This is a genomic window from Leptolyngbya sp. FACHB-1624 (genome assembly GCF_047649235.1).
GTDB lineage: Bacteria > Cyanobacteriota > Cyanobacteriia > Leptolyngbyales > Leptolyngbyaceae > Leptolyngbya > Leptolyngbya boryana.
This window is the reverse complement of the sequence record NZ_CP180258.1, coordinates 1,961,589-1,980,813: the sequence shown is the minus strand read 5'-3', so window position 1 is coordinate 1,980,813 and position 19,225 is coordinate 1,961,589. Positions and strand designations below refer to the sequence as shown.

General features: G+C 46.0%; 20 protein-coding genes. 15 read left to right on the top strand and 5 right to left on the bottom strand.

Annotated elements, in window-relative coordinates:
* Window positions 1-9: 9 nt before the first annotated feature.
* The 3 genes from ACMUEV_RS09175 (at window position 10) to ACMUEV_RS09165 (ending at window position 3,286) form a co-directional block, all read left to right on the top strand.
* Window positions 10-636 (top strand): DUF2301 domain-containing membrane protein, encoded by a 627-nt coding sequence (locus tag ACMUEV_RS09175; protein WP_190651271.1) that lies wholly within the window; start codon window positions 10-12, stop codon window positions 634-636.
* Between the two features lie 126 nt (window positions 637-762).
* A complete protein-coding gene (gene dprA / locus ACMUEV_RS09170) occupies window positions 763-1,878 on the top strand; it encodes a DNA-processing protein DprA (RefSeq protein WP_190651269.1) in 1,116 nt (371 codons plus the stop codon).
* Between the two features lie 97 nt (window positions 1,879-1,975).
* On the top strand, window positions 1,976-3,286 hold the full coding sequence (locus ACMUEV_RS09165; protein ID WP_190651267.1) for a sensor histidine kinase: 1,311 nt from the start codon (window positions 1,976-1,978) through the stop codon (window positions 3,284-3,286).
* Here the strand turns inward: ACMUEV_RS09165 and hemH are convergent.
* Window positions 3,275-4,441, bottom strand: a complete 1,167-nt coding sequence (gene hemH / locus ACMUEV_RS09160; protein WP_017289411.1) for a ferrochelatase — start codon at window positions 4,439-4,441, stop codon at window positions 3,275-3,277. The genes ACMUEV_RS09165 and hemH overlap by 12 nt on opposite strands.
* A 290-nt stretch (window positions 4,442-4,731) precedes the next feature.
* On the opposite strand from hemH, the gene ACMUEV_RS09155 reads away from it, so the two are divergent.
* Both ACMUEV_RS09155 and ACMUEV_RS09150 read left to right on the top strand, forming a co-directional pair.
* Window positions 4,732-5,880 (top strand): site-specific integrase, encoded by a 1,149-nt coding sequence (locus ACMUEV_RS09155; RefSeq protein WP_190651266.1) that lies wholly within the window; start codon window positions 4,732-4,734, stop codon window positions 5,878-5,880.
* Window positions 5,877-6,506, top strand: a complete 630-nt coding sequence (locus ACMUEV_RS09150; protein ID WP_415354757.1) for a class I SAM-dependent methyltransferase — start codon at window positions 5,877-5,879, stop codon at window positions 6,504-6,506. The genes ACMUEV_RS09155 and ACMUEV_RS09150 overlap by 4 nt, the downstream gene beginning before the upstream one ends.
* A gap of 175 nt (window positions 6,507-6,681) precedes the next feature.
* Here the strand turns inward: ACMUEV_RS09150 and ACMUEV_RS09145 are convergent, their stop codons facing one another.
* Both ACMUEV_RS09145 and ACMUEV_RS09140 read right to left on the bottom strand, forming a co-directional pair.
* Window positions 6,682-7,491 carry an ABC transporter ATP-binding protein gene (locus ACMUEV_RS09145; protein WP_190651262.1) on the bottom strand — a complete coding sequence of 270 codons (810 nt, stop codon included), beginning with the start codon at window positions 7,489-7,491 and terminating at the stop codon, window positions 6,682-6,684.
* 362 nt (window positions 7,492-7,853) lie between these two features.
* Window positions 7,854-9,107 carry an FtsX-like permease family protein gene (locus tag ACMUEV_RS09140; protein WP_190651260.1) on the bottom strand — a complete coding sequence of 418 codons (1,254 nt, stop codon included), beginning with the start codon at window positions 9,105-9,107 and terminating at the stop codon, window positions 7,854-7,856.
* A gap of 555 nt (window positions 9,108-9,662) precedes the next feature.
* On the opposite strand from ACMUEV_RS09140, the gene dnaN reads away from it, so the two are divergent.
* The 6 genes from dnaN (at window position 9,663) to ACMUEV_RS09110 (ending at window position 14,781) form a co-directional block, all read left to right on the top strand.
* Window positions 9,663-10,799, top strand: a complete 1,137-nt coding sequence (gene dnaN / locus ACMUEV_RS09135; protein ID WP_017289417.1) for a DNA polymerase III subunit beta — start codon at window positions 9,663-9,665, stop codon at window positions 10,797-10,799.
* A 116-nt stretch (window positions 10,800-10,915) separates the two neighbouring features.
* Complete coding sequence (locus tag ACMUEV_RS09130; protein WP_190651258.1) at window positions 10,916-11,452, top strand: hypothetical protein; 537 nt, start codon at window positions 10,916-10,918, stop codon at window positions 11,450-11,452.
* Window positions 11,453-11,535: 83 nt separating this feature from the next.
* Window positions 11,536-12,057 (top strand): photosystem I assembly protein Ycf3, encoded by a 522-nt coding sequence (locus ACMUEV_RS09125; RefSeq protein ID WP_017289419.1) that lies wholly within the window; start codon window positions 11,536-11,538, stop codon window positions 12,055-12,057.
* Window positions 12,058-12,081: 24 nt separating this feature from the next.
* A complete protein-coding gene (gatC, locus tag ACMUEV_RS09120) occupies window positions 12,082-12,372 on the top strand; it encodes an Asp-tRNA(Asn)/Glu-tRNA(Gln) amidotransferase subunit GatC (RefSeq protein ID WP_190651256.1) in 291 nt (96 codons plus the stop codon).
* A gap of 97 nt (window positions 12,373-12,469) precedes the next feature.
* Window positions 12,470-13,393 carry a phosphoribulokinase gene (locus tag ACMUEV_RS09115; protein ID WP_017289421.1) on the top strand — a complete coding sequence of 308 codons (924 nt, stop codon included), beginning with the start codon at window positions 12,470-12,472 and terminating at the stop codon, window positions 13,391-13,393.
* A 395-nt stretch (window positions 13,394-13,788) separates the two neighbouring features.
* A complete protein-coding gene (locus tag ACMUEV_RS09110) occupies window positions 13,789-14,781 on the top strand; it encodes a hypothetical protein (protein WP_190651254.1) in 993 nt (330 codons plus the stop codon).
* Between the two features lie 261 nt (window positions 14,782-15,042).
* On the opposite strand, the gene ACMUEV_RS09105 is transcribed toward ACMUEV_RS09110, so the two are convergent.
* The gene (locus ACMUEV_RS09105) at window positions 15,043-15,231 is read right to left on the bottom strand and encodes a hypothetical protein (protein ID WP_190651252.1); all 189 of its coding nucleotides are present in this window, start codon (window positions 15,229-15,231) and stop codon (window positions 15,043-15,045) included.
* 46 nt (window positions 15,232-15,277) lie between these two features.
* Entirely contained in the window at window positions 15,278-15,817 is a 540-nt protein-coding gene (locus tag ACMUEV_RS09100) for a 5-formyltetrahydrofolate cyclo-ligase (protein WP_190651251.1), read from the bottom strand.
* Between the two features lie 84 nt (window positions 15,818-15,901).
* Here ACMUEV_RS09100 and ACMUEV_RS09095 point away from each other — a divergent pair, with 84 nt between their 5' ends.
* The 4 genes from ACMUEV_RS09095 (at window position 15,902) to ACMUEV_RS09080 (ending at window position 19,185) form a co-directional block, all read left to right on the top strand.
* Entirely contained in the window at window positions 15,902-17,473 is a 1,572-nt protein-coding gene (locus ACMUEV_RS09095) for a peptide ligase PGM1-related protein (RefSeq protein WP_415354756.1), read from the top strand.
* Between the two features lie 158 nt (window positions 17,474-17,631).
* Window positions 17,632-18,012: a nucleotidyltransferase family protein gene (locus tag ACMUEV_RS09090; RefSeq protein WP_242044418.1), complete on the top strand. Its 381-nt coding sequence runs from the start codon at window positions 17,632-17,634 to the stop codon at window positions 18,010-18,012.
* Complete coding sequence (locus ACMUEV_RS09085) at window positions 17,999-18,358, top strand: DUF86 domain-containing protein (protein WP_190651249.1); 360 nt, start codon at window positions 17,999-18,001, stop codon at window positions 18,356-18,358. The genes ACMUEV_RS09090 and ACMUEV_RS09085 overlap by 14 nt, the downstream gene beginning before the upstream one ends.
* 155 nt (window positions 18,359-18,513) lie before the next feature.
* Window positions 18,514-19,185 carry a hypothetical protein gene (locus ACMUEV_RS09080; protein WP_190651248.1) on the top strand — a complete coding sequence of 224 codons (672 nt, stop codon included), beginning with the start codon at window positions 18,514-18,516 and terminating at the stop codon, window positions 19,183-19,185.
* Window positions 19,186-19,225 lie beyond the last annotated feature (40 nt).

The following is a 19,225-nucleotide window of genomic DNA, read 5'->3' as shown; positions in this document are numbered from 1 at the left end:
GAATGTCCTATGCAAACTCAAGAGCCGATCGTATACCAAGGACAGTTCGGAGAATTTAGCATTGATGATCACGATCGCCAGGGCGTGATCCTTTATCGCAGCGGATTAGCGATCGCTGCTTTGAGTTTTGCGATCGCGGTTGGACTAGCATTCTCGCAAAAATTTGCCTGGATAACGCCGCTTTACTTTGTATTTTGGACGGCGTTAGGCGTGAGCCTATTCACGATTCATATTTACCTGAAACCGTTGCACCTCGCACTTCAGGCATTCTGGGCAATTGGCGGAGTGGCTTCGATTGGAATGCTCTTGCTGAGTTCTGAACCGCTCGCACTGTATGTGTATCAGCATCCGATCACCATTTTTGGCATCGGGTTTACCTTCGCTGCTTTGACTGGAATTTTCTTTAAAGAAGCATTCTGTTTTAATCGTTTTGAGACCAAATTTCTGACTCCGATCGTGCCTTCATTACTGCTTGGGCATTTAAGTGGCATATTGCCCTTGGTCTGGGAGCAAGTTTTACTGGGCGGTTGGGCAGTCTTATTTGCTATATTTGCAATCCGAAAACTGATTCAACCCATCCCTCCCGATATCGGAGATAAAAGCGTATTTGAATACCTCAAGCATAAGCAAGCCTGACGATCGCAAAACAGCTTGCTTCTAAAATGCCAGCTTTTGCCGTCGGAAAACTTACGATCTCAAAAACGAATTTTGACCTTGGGGATCAGTGCGGGAACACTGATTTCATGATTTGAGGATCGATGCTTGAGTGAGGAACGTGCGTTTTGGTTAGCCTGGTCGCGAGTTGCAGGAGTTGGTCCAATCTTGCAGAAACGCATCTACCTTCAATTTGGCAGTTTGAAAACGGCTTGGACAGCCAAACCTGAAGAATTGCTTCAAGTCGAGGGCATCGGAGCGCAAAGCGCGATCGCAATTTGTACAAGTCGCGATCAAATTTCAGTCGATCGCCTAGATCAATCCCAAAATTTTCTCACTCCCGCCGATCCAGACTATCCTCGATTACTCTTTGAAATCCCTGACCCGCCTCCAGTTTTATATTATCGAGGGCAAATCGAGCTAATTCGAGAATTCGATCGCCAAAGCGCGATCGCTCTCGTTGGAACTCGCCAACCTTCCGAATATGGCAAACGTTGGACACGAAAACTCAGCGCAACTCTAGCCAATAACGGGTTTATCGTGATCTCCGGGCTGGCAGCGGGAGTCGATACCGAGGCACATCAGAGTTGCTTAGAAGCCGGGGGCAAAACAGTGGCCATTCTGGGAACAGGCGTAGATGTCGTTTATCCCTACAAAAATCGCCAACTCTACCATCAGTTACTCAAAACCGGATTAGCGTTAAGCGAATATCCCGCCGGAACTCAGCCCGATCGCAGACATTTCCCTCAGCGTAATCGCATCGTTGCCGGATTATCCCGCGCCCTGATCGTGACTGAAGCCCCAGAAAAATCAGGCGCACTGATCACCGCAAATCTTGCCAATGATTATGGACGAGATGTGTACGCACTGCCGGGCAGCTTGGATAACCCGAATGCGATCGGCTGTCTGACCCTGATCAGCAAAGGCGCACAAATCATTTTAGGGACATCACAATTTTTAGAAATGATTGGCACGATTCCAGCCCTCGATCAGCCGCAAAATCCGGATATCGAACTGACGCTGGCGAATTTAGATCCCAGCCTTGCAAAAGTGTTGCAGACCATTCACACGATCGCACAACGCTCTGAGCACGCGGCTGTTTCTTTTGATTTGATTGTCCAAACTGCGGAAATGCCAACAGCATCCGTCTCTAGCTCATTAATGCATCTAGAATTGCTCGGCTTAATTACGCAAGTGCCTGGAATGCGATACCAGATGATCTGAGCCAATTTCTCGATGATCTGAGTCAATTTCTTACGAAATAACTCAGCCAAAATAGACGAACGCGGATATCGTAATGCAGAGGTAGGAAGCTGTTGAAATGTCTGACCAAAATTTAGTCTTAATCGTGGACGATAGCACAACGAATGTGCGTATCTTAGCAGATGTGCTTGAAACAGCAGGATTCTCTGTCTTGTCGGCTAAAAGCGGCGAAGATGCTTTACAGCAACTCGAAACTATCTTGCCAGATTTGATTGTGTTAGATGTACTCCTACCGGGCATTGACGGATTTGCCACCTGCGATCGCATCAAATCCAATCCCCTCACCCAAGAAATTCCGATTATCTTCATGACTGCACTGGCAAATGCCGAGGATAAAGTCAAAGGACTTCACTTGGGTGCAATCGACTACATTACGAAACCATTTCAACAAGTCGAAGTGCTGGCGCGAGTGAAAACCCATATCAAACTCCGCCGCCAAACTCAGCAACTCAAAGACCTGAATGAGCAATTAGAACAGCGGGTCGCAGAACGAACGCATCAACTTTCGCGATCGCTCAACGATCTCCAACAGGCTCAACTCCAACTGGTTCAGCAAGAAAAAATGTCGATGCTCGGGCAACTTGTCTCTGGCATCGGACATGAAATCAATAATCCCCTCAACTCAATGACGGGTAATCTCAGACATGCAGAGCGCTATCTCCGACGTCTAATCCACCATCTGCATCTCTATGAACAGCACTATCCCAATCCTGCCGAAGCGATCGTTCACAATGCTGAAGAGATTGATCTCCCTTTTCTGATGCAGGATTTGCCTCGATTGCTCAGTACACTAGGAGTTGCAACCGAGCGGATGAATCATATCAGTCGAGCACTCCGAACCTTTTCTCGCAGCGACAACGACAATACGATCGAGCTAAATCTGCAAGACGGATTAGACAGTACGCTGCTGTTGTTACAACATCGACTCAATCCCACTCCCGAGCGTCCTGCGATTCAAATTACCCGAGACTATGCAGATCTTCCACCTGTACTGTGCTATCCAGGGCAACTCAATCAGGTGTTTATGAATCTCTTAGCCAACGCAATCGATGCGATCGAAGAAGCAAATCAAGGTCGTTCTTACAAGGAGATTGCCGCGAATCCGAACCAGATTCATGTCATCACTGAACTTCAAGACAGTACTGCGATCGTCCGCATTCGAGATAACGGCATTGGCATGAGCGAAGCCACTCAGCAAGATATTTTCAAACCCTCATTTACAACAAAACCTGTCGGCAAAGGGACAGGTTTAGGGCTGGCGATCGCTCACCAGATTATTGTGGAAAAACATCAAGGAAAGCTGATCTGTGAATCTACTCCCGCTGTCGGAACAGAATTCACGATCAAGCTTCCTGTCTTAGCCGAGTAACCCGAAAGCGTGCAGTGGACCGCGCCCTAAGAGCATCTCGATCGCCAAAGCAATTAACCCGATCATCGCAACTCGCCCATTCCAGACCTCGGCTGAAGTCGTCATGCCCCATTCCCAACCTTCTTGGGGATACATCTTGACTCGCTTCTGAGGATGAGCCACTTCTGAAAAATGGACAGACGGCGCATTTAACGCATCCGTCACCATGGTTGCTAATTCTTGAATAAAGATGGGATGCGTATTCAAAGCAGGAACCCGTCCAAATTTCTCAATTCCAGCTTCTTCAGCGATCTCACGATATTCCATATCGATTTCTTGCAGCGTCTCAATATGCTCAGAGACAAAGCTAATCGGAACCACGGCTAAGTTCTTGACCCCTTCAGCCGCTAACTCTTCTAACGCTTCTTCGGTATAAGGTTGCAGCCATTCAACCGGACCGACTCGACTTTGATATGCCAAGGTATACGGATTCGATCGATTGAGCGTCTTCATGATCAGCGACGTACATTCTTCGATTTCGCGCTGATAGGGATCGCCTGCTTCTTCGACATAGCTCACCGGAACGCCATGTGCGCTAAAGAAGACATGCACATCTTCAGGTTTCTCAAATTGGTCGATCTCTTGGGCAATCAAGTCTGCCATGGCGGCGAGATAGCCAGGTCGATCGTACCAAGTTGGAATCACGGTGTAGTCGATCTTCTGAAGCACCGGGTCTTGTTCCCAAAGCTGTTCTAGAAGTCGGAAGCTGGAGCCGCTGGTACTAATCGAAAACTGTGGATAGAGCGGCAAAATCACTAATTTCTCAATTTGGTCGCGCTTGATCCGAGAAATGGCTTCCTCGGTAAACGGATGCCAATAGCGCATTCCGATATAAACGCTCACGTCTTGTCCGCGCTGGCGCAGTTGGTCTTGCAGGGCTTGTGCTTGTTCTTCGGTAATGCGACGCAGCGGAGAACCGCCACCAATCTGCATATAATTTTCTTGCGATCGCTTTGCGCGTAGGGTCGAAATCAACCAGGCTAATGGACTCTGCAACCACGGGAACGGCAGACGAATGATTTCCGGGTCAGCAAATAAGTTGTACAGAAAGGGGCGGACATCTTCGATCTTATCCGGTCCCCCAAGATTCAGTAATAAGACCCCTACTCGACCCATAGCGATATTAAATCCTTGTTTATTCTCAGCTTCGTTACCGATTTTAACAATAAAATCTGAGCTACACCGAAGCAAATTAACTAAATCTCAGCGAAAAATTCGATCATATTGAACATTCTGAACAAATATCAACTGGGGTTAACATTTGCTCAACCCCCATTAGAATGAAATCCTTGACAAAAGGGTCGCTTTTAGAGTCTAGATTTGAACTGGAATAGGTTAGACAACAGCACAGATTCTTGATTTGCAGGCTCTATCGTTTTGGTGTTTCAGGCTTTTTGCGATCGCATATGGCAGATTTAGATGCTCGAATTGTTCAGACGAATCAACGTCTCAAAGCAGCCCAACTCGGACTTCAGATCGAGCGGCGTGGCGTAAAACTCGCGCTGCGAGGAACTTTGCCCCCGCGTCCTGGAAGTTCTAAATTACGCCCGTATCAACAGCGTCTGAGTTTAGGAATTCCAGCGACGACGGCAGGATTGAAGCAAATCGAGCAAGAAGCAAAAATCGTTGCCGCCCAGTTAATTCAAAATCAATTCGATTGGCGAGAGTACCTGAGCTTCACAGACGGAAAGCGATTGAGCCAGCAAGATCTGAGCCAGCAGATTGCCGCCTTTGAGCAAGACTTTTTAAATCAGCCTGAGCGAGCCATCAATCCTGCTGCGACGAAAACCACTTGGTCTAGCGCTTATGCCCCGTATCTACGGAAGTTAAGCGCGATCGCGGCTGAGTCTCCCACTCTTACGCTGATCGAAGCGATTTACAAAACCGTTGAATCTATCCCCCTTAATTCCCGAAGCCGCCAACTCTGCTGCACCACATTCAGCGCATTTGCCGAATTTCTCAACCTGACGCTGCCCAAAGATCTGAAAAAGCTATCCGGCGGATATGGCGCGAGCAAAACTCAAGCCCGCACGTTGCCCTCTGATCAGGAAATTTTGAGCGCCTGGGAAAAGATCCCGAATCCAGGTTGGCAATTTGTGTATGGAATGATGGCAACGTTTGGATTGAGAAATCATGAGGTGTTTTACTGCAATTTGAATGGGTTAAAGCGCGGGGAAACCTCGATCGAAGTTCTGCCCACAACAAAAACGGGAAGCCATCAGGTTTGGGCGTTTTATCCAGAGTGGATTGAAACTTTTAATTTAAGAGAGATTCAACTCCCACCTGTTGAAACAGCCTTAAATAAGACCACGTTGCGACAAGTTGGGCAACGGGTCACGGCACAATTTCGGCGGTATGGTGTGCCCTTTTCTCCTTACGATTTACGTCATGCTTGGGCAGTCAGAACGATTCATTTTGGGCTGTCGGATACGGTAGCAGCAAAAATGATGGGGCATTCGGTACTGGTTCACACGCGGACTTATCATCAATGGATAACGCAACGAGATCAGCAAATGGCAGTTGATCATGCATTGAAGCGAATGCGAGGTGAATGATGGCAACGATTTTGAGAGATTGGAGTTATCAATATCAATGGCTGTATGACGGGATTTCGAGGATTGCAGCATTGAGTGTTGGCGGAGAAGCCCGATTTCGACAATTAGCCTTACAGGGATTGACGATCGAGCCAGAGACGAAAGTGCTGGATCTCTGCTGTGGCAGTGGGCAGACTACGCAATTTTTGGTGCAGCGATCGCGCCATGTGACAGGCTTAGATGCCTCTCCTTTATCGATTCAACGCGCGAAAAAGAATGTTCCAGAAGCAGAATATGTTGAGGCATTTGCCGAGCAGAATCCATTACCGGATCAATCATTTGATTTAGTGCATACCAGTGCAGCGATGCATGAAATGCAGCCTCAACAATTACGGCAAATTTTGGAACAAGTGCATCGAGTTTTGAAACCGCAGGGCGTGTTTACAATGGTCGATTTCCATGCTCCGACGAATCCGATTTTTATTCCTGGACTCGCGATATTTTTCTGGCTATTTGAGACAGAAACCGCTTGGCAATTGATTCAAACTAATCTGATCGAATTACTAGAAGAAATTGGATTTGAAATTCAAACCCAACAGCTTTATGCAGGTGGAAGTCTTCAGGTCATTCAGGCAAGAAAACGTTAAAAAGCGCCATCATACAAGACGGCGCTTTGGGGTTTAGATATAGCGTTTTTGAAACTAATTAATGGGTTCTGTATAGCGAGAAATTAACGGTACAACTTTGTGAACTAGGTAGTTATTCAACTCGTTTTGCTCACATGAATAAAGTATCCGGTTTCACCTGTTAAATCGATCCACCTCAAGATAGGTTATTCGCAATCAGAGACTCTCGCATCCGACTGATCTCCGATCGCTCGCCATTCGTCAAAATCCCATCTTCGAGGTAGGCAATGTGATCGGCGACATCCGCAATCCGAGGGTCATGCGTCACGATCAAAACCGTCCGCCCTCTCTCTTTTGCTAAAGTTCGCAGCAATTCAATTACGGCATGACCGTTGTGCGAATCTAATGCCGCAGTCGGTTCGTCCGCCATGATCAACGTTGGATTTCCAGCTAGGGCACGTGCGATCGCAACTCTTTGTTTCTGACCACCAGAGAGATCTTGAGGATGCAATTTTGCTCGATCGGCAAGTCCAACTTGATCTAACAGTTGCATCGCTTGCTGACGCGCTGCTGATCCCCGAATCCCTTTGAGATTAAGCGCGACTTCAATATTCTCGATCGCGCTCAGCGCTGGAAACAAGTTAAAGCCTTGAAAGATAAAGCCAATATTTTCGAGGCGAAATTGGGCTAACTTGGAGCTCGACAGTTTTGTGATTTCTTGTCCCAGCAAGCGCACACTGCCCGCAGTGGGAGTCAGAATTCCTGCCAAAATTGACAACAGTGTGGTCTTTCCTGATCCTGAAGGACCCATCAGAAGCTGAATATCGCCATATCGCACTGTCAAATCCACATGGCGCAGAGCATGATAGCGATCGCCACCAGTCTGATAGACCATTTCTACTCCACAGGCAGAAATTGCGTTATCTGCTCCATCCAAACTGTTAGAACAAGGTTCAATCACCCGGCTCTCAGTCTGATAACTCAAATCAATCGGGGTTGCAGTCATTCGTTTAACAAACGGTAGGAAAACAGTTTATAAGGAGAGGGTGTGTGGAGGAGTGTCGAAACAGTCTTTTCCGATCATGACTTCAGGCAGATCGAGCCAAACTCCAGATAAAGGGTCGAGTCTGTACCAAGGTTCAACAAAACGTTAAACAATTTGAGCAGATCCATCACCTTCAAAAAGGAGAAACTCTATTGCTCTATTGTATGAGGTCAAATTATGCTACGGGATGAATTCATGTGACAGCTATGTGAATAATTAGCGTCATTCCAGATTGCGAGAGATATCATTCTATGTATAGATGCGTAATGATTATTCAAGATTCTACGCTGAATCTTCGCAATTTCAGGGAAATTCCATAGAGTTCATGCCTTGAAGACGATCGCGGGATCGACTCGGGTCACTTTTTGCACCGCAAACATTGCTGAACCGACACACATCACAACCGTCAGCACAAAAATGCCAACGCCTGTGGCGGGAGTAATTAAAATCATGATGCCTTGAGCCGCCTGTGTCCACATACCCAAACCGAGACAGAACGCAATACTGGGAATGTAGCCCAAGACTGCCATCCAAAGCGCTTGTTCTAAAATCACGCTGTAGATTATCCAGTTTGACGCGCCCATTGCTTTGAGAGTTCCAAACTCGCGAATATGGTCGGAAACAGATGAATATAAAATCTGTCCGACAATCACCATGCCGACGATAAATCCTACTGTTGCACCTAATCCCAAGACAAAACCAACTCCAGTCCGATTCGTCCAATAAGAGCGGGTCAGTTCTGCGATTTCAGACTGGGTATAGACGCGAGTGTCCGGTAGGGCTGATTCTAATCGCTGTTTTAGCTGCTGGAGGTCTTGTCCGGGCTGCGCCCGAATCAGCACAAAGGAAATTGGATCTTGGACATTGACGCGACGAGGTGCAGCAGGATTTGGGTCAGGAGATGTGAAAGAAGAATTTTGACTGGTACAAGCTATTTCGCCGTTCGATTGCCGGGTGCAGGTTACGCCTGTGTCTGTGCCGCCTAACCCATAAGCATTTGCATTCTCTAAAGACGTATAGATAAAAGCGCTAGATGCGATCGACTGCGTATCTTGGGTCAAGCCTACATATTGAGCAGGTAATGCTCGGAATGCGCCGATTGCGCCGCGCTCGTTTAGTTCCTGGAGTCCCAAATTTTTTAAGCTGTTGTAATCGACAATGACGGTGTAGGGCTGATTCAAGGCTTCGAGCTTACCCTGAGTCACTTGCCAACCTGCAAACAGCCGACTATTGGGATCAAAGCCATAAATCCGAATTGGCGTAATTCGCCCTTGGCTATCGCGCCAAATACTCGATCGAATCATTAACGCTTCTGCACGCTCAACTCCTGCAACTTTCTGCGCTTCTTCAACGCGCTGAGCAGGCATGGGAGAAGACAATTCGAGATGGACAATATCTTTCGAGGCAACCCAGAGATCAGCGCTGGACTGATCAATGATGCGAGCGGTGGAACGACTGAAACCGCGAAGAATTCCAATCTGGATCGTGACTAGGCTGACCGCGAAAATAATGCCGGCTTGAGCAACGAGAAAACGGGGAATATCTTCAAATAGATTTTTGCGGGCGATCGAAGCCATAGGGCAGAGAGTCGGCAGATTAAGGCGAAGAGGGCGATCAGTGTGAACTGTCATACGAGGAAAAACGTTAGAAGTTGATCGTATGACTGCTGGGTAAGCCTGAGCGTTCCTTCAGCGTAGGGTACTTTATGGCAAATCAACACTAATCTAACTACTGAAATTTATAGTTTTTCCTTATTAATCAACGGCTTCTGTGGAAAACTTGCAGTTTTCTGTGGAAAAACTTGTGGGAAATTGGGCTAAATCTGCGGAAATTTTAGCTTGAGATGTGAGCCTGGGAAAGTTTTTCCACAGGCTGCGATCGTATTTGTTGTGAAAAAATCGTCGATCGCTGAGTTTTCCACATTTTCCACAGGTCGTACAATAGTACTGAAAAACCATATTATTTAGCTTGAAATTTGATCTTTGATCGATCTGGCTATCTAGTGTTACGATGCTCAAGCATCACATGAAAACGCTAGATGTAGAACTAAAGGTTCACGTCTTCCCTTGATATAGAGCTATTACTACTTTTTCCACAGCCTCTTCTCTTCGTCCTATAACCTGACTACTGCCATGAAACTGGTCTGCGCCCAAACCCATCTTAATTCTCATCTGTCTCTTGTCAGTCGCGCCGTTTCTTCGCGCCCGACTCATCCGGTTTTGGCAAATGTATTGTTGAAAGCGGATCAGTCGACACAGCGTGTGATTTTGAGCGCATTTGATCTCAGTTTAGGAATTCAAACAAGCTTTCCGGCACAGGTTGAAGAGAGTGGAGTGTTAACTCTGCCTGCGAAATTGTTGAGCGATATTATCTCGCGTTTGCCGGATGGCGATGTGACGATCGAGAGCGATGCTGAAGGCAGTCATGTCACGACTTTGACTTCTGCATCGGGACGCTATCAAGTTCGGGGAATGGGAGCTGAGGAGTTTCCTGAGTTGCCGAAGATTGAAGAAGGTGAGCAGACGCATCTCGTTGCAGATGCTTTAGTAGATGGACTGCGGGGATCGCTATTTGCGGCAAGTGCTGATGAGACGAAGCAAGTTTTGACGGGAGTTCATGTGAGCTTACAGCCGGACGGTTTGGAGTTTGCAGCGACTGATGGACACAGACTTGCTGTGGTGAAAACGATCGAGGAAGATGCAAAGTCTGAATCCGAGCCACAATTAGATGTTACGGTTCCCGCGAAGGCGTTGCAGGAATTGATGAAAATGCTCGATCGTCAAAATGGCAATGCGGTGGATGTCCGTTTTGATCAAGGTCAAGTGGTGTTTGAGTGGGCGGATCAGCGTCTGACGAGCCGACTGCTAGAAGGTCAATATCCGAATTATCGGCAGCTTGTGCCACGTCAGTTTACGCATCAATTGACTATCGATCGCAGATTGTTTTTGAGTTCTTTAGAGCGGATTTCGGTACTCGCAGATCAGAAGAATAATATTGTGAAAGTCCATCTTGATCCTGCCGCGCAACAGCTTACTTTGTCGGTAGATGCTCAAGATGTCGGAAGTGGACGAGAAGCGATCCCGGCTCAGATTTCGGGCGAAGGCATGGAGATTGCATTTAATGTTCGCTATCTGTTAGACGGATTGAAGGCGATCAATACCGCAGAAGTGCAAATGCAATTGAACACGTCAACAAGTCCAGTAATTTTATCGCCACTGGGTAGCTTGAAGATGACGTATTTGGTCATGCCAGTCCAAGTACGATCGTAAGATTTGCTCAGAAATTTTAGACTTCAACTAGAGGCATATCTCTGCTGTAGCCAGGGATATGCCTCTTTATAAATTTCAAGGTCGCTATAATCGACGAAAGAGTTTTGTGAAAAATAATGCAGTCAGATGCGTTTGCAATTCTGGGTGTTCCGATTACAGCTCCTTATGCAGAAGTTTTCGATCGATACTGCGCTGTGACAGAGTTATTAGAGCAGAGGATTTCTTGCAGTCAATCACAAGCACTAGAATTTGCTACGCAGAACTTAGATCTTGTTAAACAAGCATTTCGCTCACTTGCGGAAGAAGAGTTACGCAGGCAGGTGATTCATCAGATGCAAGAACAAGTGATTCAGACCAAGCTTCAACCTAAAAGTTTTCTTGCAAAAGCGATACTCAATTATCCAACTTCCGCCGTTACGGCATTTTACGAAAGTGCAGTTGATGATTTGAAAGTTCTACAATATTGGTCGTTGGACAATATTGAGTTTGTCACGGGCACTTTACACGATCTCAATCTTGCCTATTTATTCGTCCGAATGGATTCACGCGGTGACGGTGGACAGTCCATCAGCGTTCCATGCTCTCCGCTCTCTCCTCAACCCAATTTTGGGACAGAAGCAGAACCTGATACCGGACTTTCTACGGTTCCGTGACATCATGATGAGCGGATCGATTGCTTGGGCTGGTTCATTAAGGCGCTAAACTGAAAGACAGTCTCACGATTTAACAAACGTTTATGCCTAGATCTCAACGTAACGACAACTTCATCGATAAAAGCTTCACCGTCATGGCGGATTTGATCTTGAAGGTCTTTCCGGCGAGTCGCAAAGAAAAAGAAGCTTTTGCTTATTATCGAGATGGCATGTCTGCACAGGCTGATGGGGAATATGCAGAAGCCCTTGAAAACTATGAAGAAGCACTGAAACTCGAAGAAGATTCTAACGATCGTAGCTACATTCTCTACAACATGGGCTTGATCTACGCCAGCAATGGGGATCACGACAGAGCTTTGACCCTATACCACGAAGCGATTGATGAAAATCCTCGCCTGCCTCAAGCTTTGAATAACATTGCAGTGATTTATCACTATTTGGGCGAGAAAGCCAAAGAAGAAGGCAACGACGACGAAGGCGACAAATTCTTTGATCAAGCCGCAGACTACTGGAAGCGGGCAATTCTACAAGCTCCGAACAACTATATCGAAGCTCAGAACTGGCTAAAAACAACCGGTCGATCGGGGATGGATGTATACTTCTAAGCGATTTAGTTTGAGAGAGTTTGTATGATCGATCGCGAACAGGTTCAGAAAGTCGCGCACTTAGCTCGCCTAGAATTGACTCCTGAAGAAGAGGGGAAATTTACAACCCAGTTGAACGATATTCTCGACTACTTTGAGCAGTTGAGTGAGTTGGATGTCAGTGATGTACCACCCACCACACGCGCGATCGATGTCTCGAATGTGGTGCGAGTCGATCGGCTTCAACCCTATCCCGATCGCGAAACCATTCTCGAAGGTGCACCCGATCGCGACGGCGATTTCTTCAAAGTGCCAAAGATTGTCACTGGAGACTGAATCTTCTTAAAGATTTGATTCACGTCACTTTCCATTTAGGGAGATTAGTGCTTTCCTTACAAGGATAGATTGCCCTTGTGAAGTCCTAGGAGAAATCATGTCGCGTCCAATCATTCTCGGCATTGTGGGAGATAGTGCAGCAGGCAAAACCACACTGACACGCGGGATTGCTCAGGTGTTGGGTGAAGAAAATGTAACGACAATTTGTACAGACGACTATCACAAGTACGATCGCACCCAACGTGCTCAGATTGGAATTACAGCCTTGCATCCTGACTGTAATCACTTGGATATCATGCAGCAGCATTTATCGCTGCTGCGATCGGGGCAGCCGATTCTGAAGCCGAATTACAGCCATAAGACGGGAACCTTTGAAGCCCCAACTTATATCAAGCCGAGCAAGTTTGTCATTGTAGAAGGACTGCTTGGATATTCAACTCGGGTGGCAAGAGACGCTTACGATGTGAAAGTTTATCTTGCTCCACCCGAAACGTTACGAGCACAGTGGAAAGTTAAGCGAGATACGCAAAAGCGGGGCTACACAGAAGAACAGGTTTTAGAAGAGTTGCAGAAGCGAGAGCCAGATTCTGAAGCTTACATTCGTCCGCAGCGAAGCTGGTCAGATTTAGTCGTGAGTTTTTGCCCATCGACAACGGATTCAAATGGACAATTGGATGTGAAATTAGTGCTGCGTCCGACGATCCCTCATCCTGAGTTAACGCGGGTCGTTGGAGAAGATTCGCCTACGCAATCGGCGATTCGGTTAGGACTCGATCGAGATATGGGTAAGCCTGTCGATGTGCTAGAAATCGATGGACATGCCACGAAGGATCAAGTTGTGCATTTAGAGCGCTTTATCTGTGATGAGCTGCCAGCATTATCGAATGTTTGTAATCCGACAAGCGATACGGAATTAGGAAAAGTTTCAGGAACAACAGGGGAGATGATTCAGAGCTACCCGTTAGCTATGACACAGTTGTTGATTGTGTATCACATGCTGAAAGCAACGAAAGCGATTTGAAGTGAGACAAAATTGAAAAGTTGCAACAAGATTAAGCATATGGTAGTCCGGCACGTCGTTACACTAAGGAAAAATTAGCTAGACGTGCGCAAGAACTCTTCGAGGTCGACATTCGGCAACAGGTTGAAGCTAGAAATAAAGGGGAAGATTGTTCCCTCAATATTGGGGCTGAAACTTTTGAAGTCAATGCAGCACTCACTACTGTGACCAATTTGCTCCTTGAAAAGCATCATAATGCTCAATCTTGAGTGATTCGGATTAGACATCATGCTGTGAATCATTTTGGGACGCCGAGTTTGAAGAGGCATTAATGATTTATGGTTGAATAAATAGAGCATTACTTATTAGTAAAGCCGAATTGTAAAAGTGCAGGTCTTCACTTTAGGGTTGAATGTATGAAAATTCAAGGCAACGAAAAAGTAAAAATCCAAAAAACAATAAATGACATTGTTACTGAGCAATTTGATGCTCGTACTATTGACCATCTATTTATGGGGTTAAGAGCATTCTCAGGCAATTACACGATTTTTAGAGAAATAGCAGACTACATAGCACATAATGATTTAAGAAATCAAGGAATAACATATTGCTCATTAGAAGCGTTTTATTTATCTCAAAAATATCTTATGGAATATACACTTTCTAGCTTAGGGTTAGATATCACAATTCCATTCCCGTCTTACATTAAGAAATTGATGAAGTATCAAGTCGATAAATGCGACGAACAGCAGTTAAGAAATAGATTCAATGCAACAAAAGGAGGGTTAAAGTCGAAAATTGACAATCTTTTTAAGGATGACAATAAACGTAAAATGGCATGCCTGAGAGATAGTAAAATCAGCCGTTCTAACTTAGAAATACTTCAATATCTACTAAGTTTTATTGCAAGTTTTCCAGCATATACTCAAGAACAAATCTTAAGCGAACTTCTTTCAGTAATGAAGGATAATAGTTTGGTATTCGAAGAAGATAAGCTTACTAAGCAAGGAGATAAAATTATCCTCTGTGTTCTGACACTCATACACAATACAAAGTATGACCTCGAAAGTGGTAGAAGTGGTGAATGCAGACTCTCCTGCGATAAAACATCTTTATTGCATAGTGAAGCCAAATACGTAGATAGCGAAGGCAATGAAGTAAAAATTGACCAGTCGTTCGGAAATTTGAAAATTCATGGTTATGTTCCTGTGAACTGCGATAAAGGTAATTTTATTGCTAGTTTTCCTGTCATAACCACAAATCTTGCAGTAGAAGAGTGGTGTGAGAATTCTTTATTCTTTATTGAACACCAGTCAATTAGTAACCACAGTTTCTTGTCTAAAACAGTTCGATTTGATAGAACAATATCCATCAACGATAACTTCAAATTAGTCGAGATAGCCTCGTAAGTTACATTTTATACTAAGAGGATGTTTTAAAAGTAATCGTTGAGACACATTCACCCGCCCCCGGACTGAGAGTCGGGGCTAACGGTGCGAAGTCCACTAAAGGGACTCATATCAAATTAATTTGTCAATGCGACAGATCCTTTGCCCCTACAATCCCCAAAATGGGAGACTTTGAGAATCCGATACTGCCTTTGGCTTGAAGTCCCTCATTCGTAGGGATTTAGGAAGCTTCTCAGATCTATAGCGATTTCAGCTCGATAGTTAGTCTACTTTGATCTGTGGCTCGCTCGTGTGTGGGCGTTCGATTTCGCCTTCGCTGTAACCTAAGTCGTAAAAACTAGCAGCCTGTGGATCATGCTCAGGGGGTTGCTTTGAGCGACCTGACCAAGCATCTTCTTTGCCCCGATCAAACCATTCCTGGGGCGGGTGTGGGGAACTGTTGCTTTCCATCAGAAGAATGAACTCCGAAGCGACCTCATGACCTAATTCTAATGACTCAATTTGCTGTGAGTCCGGATTCTGTACAAATTGCATTTAACGGTTGATCCCACGCTTCAATCGCTAATTCATCCACAACTGCAAAATCAAATAGAATCCCGATCGCCTTTTTCTCGCGCCATTCCCGTTGACTGAATAAGCGATCGTAAAATCCCCCACCATATCCCAATCGGTAGCCCTTTCGATCGCACATCACACAAGGGACAAGGATTAAATCTACTTCTGAAACATTAATTTGAGGACTATCGGGATCAGGTTCCTGAATGCCAAACTTGCCTGATCGTAGACTGCCAGCAACATGCCAAAAGAGAGACTGATCCACACAGCGCGGGAGTCCCCAAATTTTCGGCAGCGTCAGCAATTCGCTTAAATCAGGTTCTTGGCGGAAGCTGCAATACGAGAGAATCGTTTGGCTCGATCGTACTTGCTCTGAAATTTTGAGATGTTCAACGATCGCGTGACTTTTTGATTTCCACTCCACTTGAGAGAGAGAAAGACGCTTCTGAAGATAGATTTTTCTTAAGTCTGATTTATTCATTTTTACGCTTTCTTGCTATTTTCACTGTGCCTTAATCTCAGTAGATATGATCGCGAGTATCAGCTTGATCGCGAATTGTGCGCCATGAACATGCTTGACCCAACCCTTGAGTTTCAGAAGTTACAGAATCAGTTGCGCGATCGCTGGCGCAATGTAGTTGAGTTTGACACGAGTGATGCGGATATCATCGTCATTCCGTCGCTAAGTATTGATCAGCATGAACTGCTCAAAATTGAAGGTTTTTTGCATTATGAAGAACGACTGCTCTTTTCGCTGATTCGATTGCGAAATCCTCGGACTCGGTTGGTTTATGTGACTTCGCAACCGATTCATCCGAGTGTCGTCGATTATTATCTTCAGCTATTACCTGGTATTCCATTTTCCCATGCGCGCGATCGCTTGCTGTTGCTTTCGACTTATGATTCGTCAACGAAACCTCTGACTGAGAAAATTCTGGATCGACCGCGTTTACTTGATCGGATTCGACAAGCAGTAAACCCAGAGCGGGCATACATGATTTGCTACAACTCGACAGCGTGTGAGCGAGATCTATCAGTACAGTTAGGAATTCCGTTGTATGCACTTGATCCAACCCTTCTGCACTGGGGAACCAAGAGCGGCAGTCGGCAGATTTTTGCCGAAAGTGGCATTCCTTTTCCAGACGGCAGTGATTTAGTTTGGAATGCAAAAGATCTAGCGGTTGCCACCGCTGAGTTATGGGAACGCAATCCCGAATTAAAACGAGTCGTGATTAAGCTGAATGAAGGATTTTCAGGAGAAGGAAATGCAATTTTAGATCTGCGACAATTAGGAGAAGTGAAGCCTGGAACCATTTCGCATCAACAGCGAGTGGCAAAGATCTACGATCACTTTGCTCACCTCAAATTCGAGGCAAAGTCGGAAACCTGGGAAAATTATGGCGGTCGAATTTCAGAACTCGGCGCGATCGCAGAAGCCTTTATCGAAGGAGACCATAAGTTTTCGCCAAGTGTGCAGGGTCGCGTCACACCCGATGGAGAAGTCGAAATCCTCTCGACTCACGACCAGATTTTGAATGGACAAATCTATCTCGGCTGTCGTTTTCCGGCAGATGAAGCGTACCGAATGAGCATTCAGGATTTGAGCTTGCACGTGGGGCGGACGTTAGCCGCAAAAGGAGCACTGGAGCGATTCGGCGTGGATTTTGTCGCAGTACGCGAGGAAGAAGGATGGAAAGTTTATGCGATCGAGATCAATCTCCGAAAAGGTGGCACAACTCACCCATTCATGACGCTGAAGTTTTTGACCAACGGGCGTTATGACCTTTCAAGTGGCTTATTTTATAGCCAACAGGGACGACCCAAGTACTATATGGCAACGGATAATTTACAGAAATCGCAATACCGGGGATTATTACCCAATGATTTGATGGATATCATTGCGTATCATGAATTGCACTTCGATACGAGTACAGAAACGGGAACAGTGTTTCACCTGATGGGATGTCTGTCTGAATTTGGGAAATTGGGGTTGACCAGTATTGGCAATTCTCCGCAGCAGGCAGAGGATTTGTATCGGCGAGTCGTGAAAGCGATCGACGATGAAACGAAAACCTCAGACTCTTCCCATCTCACCTCATCGTCGATCGCTTCAATGCGTTGGAATAGCGGCTATTGAAGCATTTTCGCACTTCAGAAATTCGGTGAGTTTGTTGAGAAACAAGATGCCACGATAACAATGCTGCACATTACTCAAAAATCAGGGTCGTGAGACTTTCACTGACTCTTTCCAAAGCTAGCTATGATCTGTAGAACACAGGAGTGGTATTTCACGTCATGACGATGGAGCCAGTTACAACAGCACCAATCGCTTTGCAGACACAACCCATTGCGGAACTGTTGCAAGCGCGTCTGAGAATAGAGGTGTCAGAGATTAAAGCATTGTGCGATCGTCACCGCATTGCAGAATTTGGGGTGTTTGGATCGGTACTGCGAGATGACTTTCGAGTGACAGGCAACGATCCGAGTGATGTCGATGTTTTAGTGGTGTTTGAAAGAGGTTATCGGCTGTCTTGGAGAGCTTGGCAGAATTTGCAAACTGAGTTGGAGCAGTTGTTTGGGCGGAAAGTGGATTTAGTCCGAAAAGAGCTTTTGACAAATCCTTATCGTCGAGCAGAAATTTTACGCACCTGTCAGATCATTTATGCAAAGTCATGATCGTGATGCTGCGGCACTTTGGGATATAGCTGAAGCAATTCGAGAGATTCAACAGTTTATGGCTGGAGTCTCTGAGATGGAATATCTAGAGACACTATGGTTACGTCGTGTAGTCGAGCGCAATTTTGAGATTTTAGGTGAGGCGGCTCGTCGGGTTTCAACTGAGTTTCAACGGGCACATCCTGACGTAGATTGGGGGAATATGATCGGATTACGGAATATTATTGCTCATCGCTACGAACAGGTTGATCATGAAATTCTGTGGGACATTATGAATACGGTCTTGCCGGAGGTTCTTGTAAACGTAGAGCGTTTTTTGTCGGAATTGCCGGGGCAGTCATCTTAAAGTTTTCTATTGCATTTTTGCGATCGTACGCAAAATCTAGCCTTGTAATTGCACTTTAGCTTTTAACATTTAGTGAACAAACTGATTTGATAGCCGCTACTCAGCAGCAATGTGCCACAATTCTCCTGTATACCTGTGGGGCGAGGACTCTTAGGATGTCGATCTCAAAAATGATGCAGTCTAAAATCACTCGATCGCTGATTACATCGACAGTGATTGGAACTTTAATCGCATTAGCATCACCTGTGAAAGCAGGCGTGCTGGATGACGTATTTATTCGTCCCGGTGTTGATGAAGCCGATTTTGGAGCTTGTGCGCGGGATTTAACGCGTGGAAAAGTCGAAGCTCAAACTGCTGCGGATGCCTGTGCAAAAGCGATCCGTCCCAAAGATTTAGGGATTTGTGTCGATCGTATTACCCGCAATGAAGTGTCCGCCGAGGATGCACTCTCAGTCTGTCGGCAAGTCCGCCGCCCAGTAGAAGCTTCGACCTGTGTTGTCGATATTCGTCGTCGCGCGCCGCAAACTGCTTTGGTCAATGTCTTAAATGGCTGCCGTCAAAGTTTGCTCCCTGCTCGGTTTTCTAATTGTGTCGTCGATTTGAGTCGGGACTTGAAATTGACCACCGAGCAATCGATCTCGGCTTGCATCAGCGCGAGTGATATTACCCGCGATTTGCAGCCGACCGTTTTACCCGGGGCAACGAATACTTCGCCAGTCACATTACCTACACCCGTTACTCCCTCTCCGGTGCAGCCCTCTCCTGGCGGCAGTACGCCTGCTCCACCCGCAACAACTCCGGGAACTGTGACACCTCAGCGATTCTAAGGTACACTCGGAACTCAGCAGAATTTTTAGCGTGGGTTCC

Coding starts and splice junctions, on each gene's coding strand:
- ACMUEV_RS09175 (WP_190651271.1), top strand. CDS start 10: ATGCAAACTCAAGAGCCGATCGTATACCAAGGACAGTTCGGAGAATTT.
- ACMUEV_RS09165 (WP_190651267.1), top strand. CDS start 1,976: ATGTCTGACCAAAATTTAGTCTTAATCGTGGACGATAGCACAACGAAT.
- hemH (WP_017289411.1), bottom strand. CDS start 4,441: ATGGGTCGAGTAGGGGTCTTATTACTGAATCTTGGGGGACCGGATAAG.
- ACMUEV_RS09155 (WP_190651266.1), top strand. CDS start 4,732: ATGGCAGATTTAGATGCTCGAATTGTTCAGACGAATCAACGTCTCAAA.
- ACMUEV_RS09150 (WP_415354757.1), top strand. CDS start 5,877: ATGATGGCAACGATTTTGAGAGATTGGAGTTATCAATATCAATGGCTG.
- ACMUEV_RS09145 (WP_190651262.1), bottom strand. CDS start 7,491: ATGACTGCAACCCCGATTGATTTGAGTTATCAGACTGAGAGCCGGGTG.
- ACMUEV_RS09140 (WP_190651260.1), bottom strand. CDS start 9,107: ATGGCTTCGATCGCCCGCAAAAATCTATTTGAAGATATTCCCCGTTTT.
- dnaN (WP_017289417.1), top strand. CDS start 9,663: ATGAAACTGGTCTGCGCCCAAACCCATCTTAATTCTCATCTGTCTCTT.
- ACMUEV_RS09130 (WP_190651258.1), top strand. CDS start 10,916: ATGCAGTCAGATGCGTTTGCAATTCTGGGTGTTCCGATTACAGCTCCT.
- ACMUEV_RS09125 (WP_017289419.1), top strand. CDS start 11,536: ATGCCTAGATCTCAACGTAACGACAACTTCATCGATAAAAGCTTCACC.
- gatC (WP_190651256.1), top strand. CDS start 12,082: ATGATCGATCGCGAACAGGTTCAGAAAGTCGCGCACTTAGCTCGCCTA.
- ACMUEV_RS09115 (WP_017289421.1), top strand. CDS start 12,470: ATGTCGCGTCCAATCATTCTCGGCATTGTGGGAGATAGTGCAGCAGGC.
- ACMUEV_RS09110 (WP_190651254.1), top strand. CDS start 13,789: ATGAAAATTCAAGGCAACGAAAAAGTAAAAATCCAAAAAACAATAAAT.
- ACMUEV_RS09105 (WP_190651252.1), bottom strand. CDS start 15,231: ATGGAAAGCAACAGTTCCCCACACCCGCCCCAGGAATGGTTTGATCGG.
- ACMUEV_RS09100 (WP_190651251.1), bottom strand. CDS start 15,817: ATGAATAAATCAGACTTAAGAAAAATCTATCTTCAGAAGCGTCTTTCT.
- ACMUEV_RS09095 (WP_415354756.1), top strand. CDS start 15,902: ATGAACATGCTTGACCCAACCCTTGAGTTTCAGAAGTTACAGAATCAG.
- ACMUEV_RS09090 (WP_242044418.1), top strand. CDS start 17,632: ATGACGATGGAGCCAGTTACAACAGCACCAATCGCTTTGCAGACACAA.
- ACMUEV_RS09085 (WP_190651249.1), top strand. CDS start 17,999: ATGCAAAGTCATGATCGTGATGCTGCGGCACTTTGGGATATAGCTGAA.
- ACMUEV_RS09080 (WP_190651248.1), top strand. CDS start 18,514: ATGTCGATCTCAAAAATGATGCAGTCTAAAATCACTCGATCGCTGATT.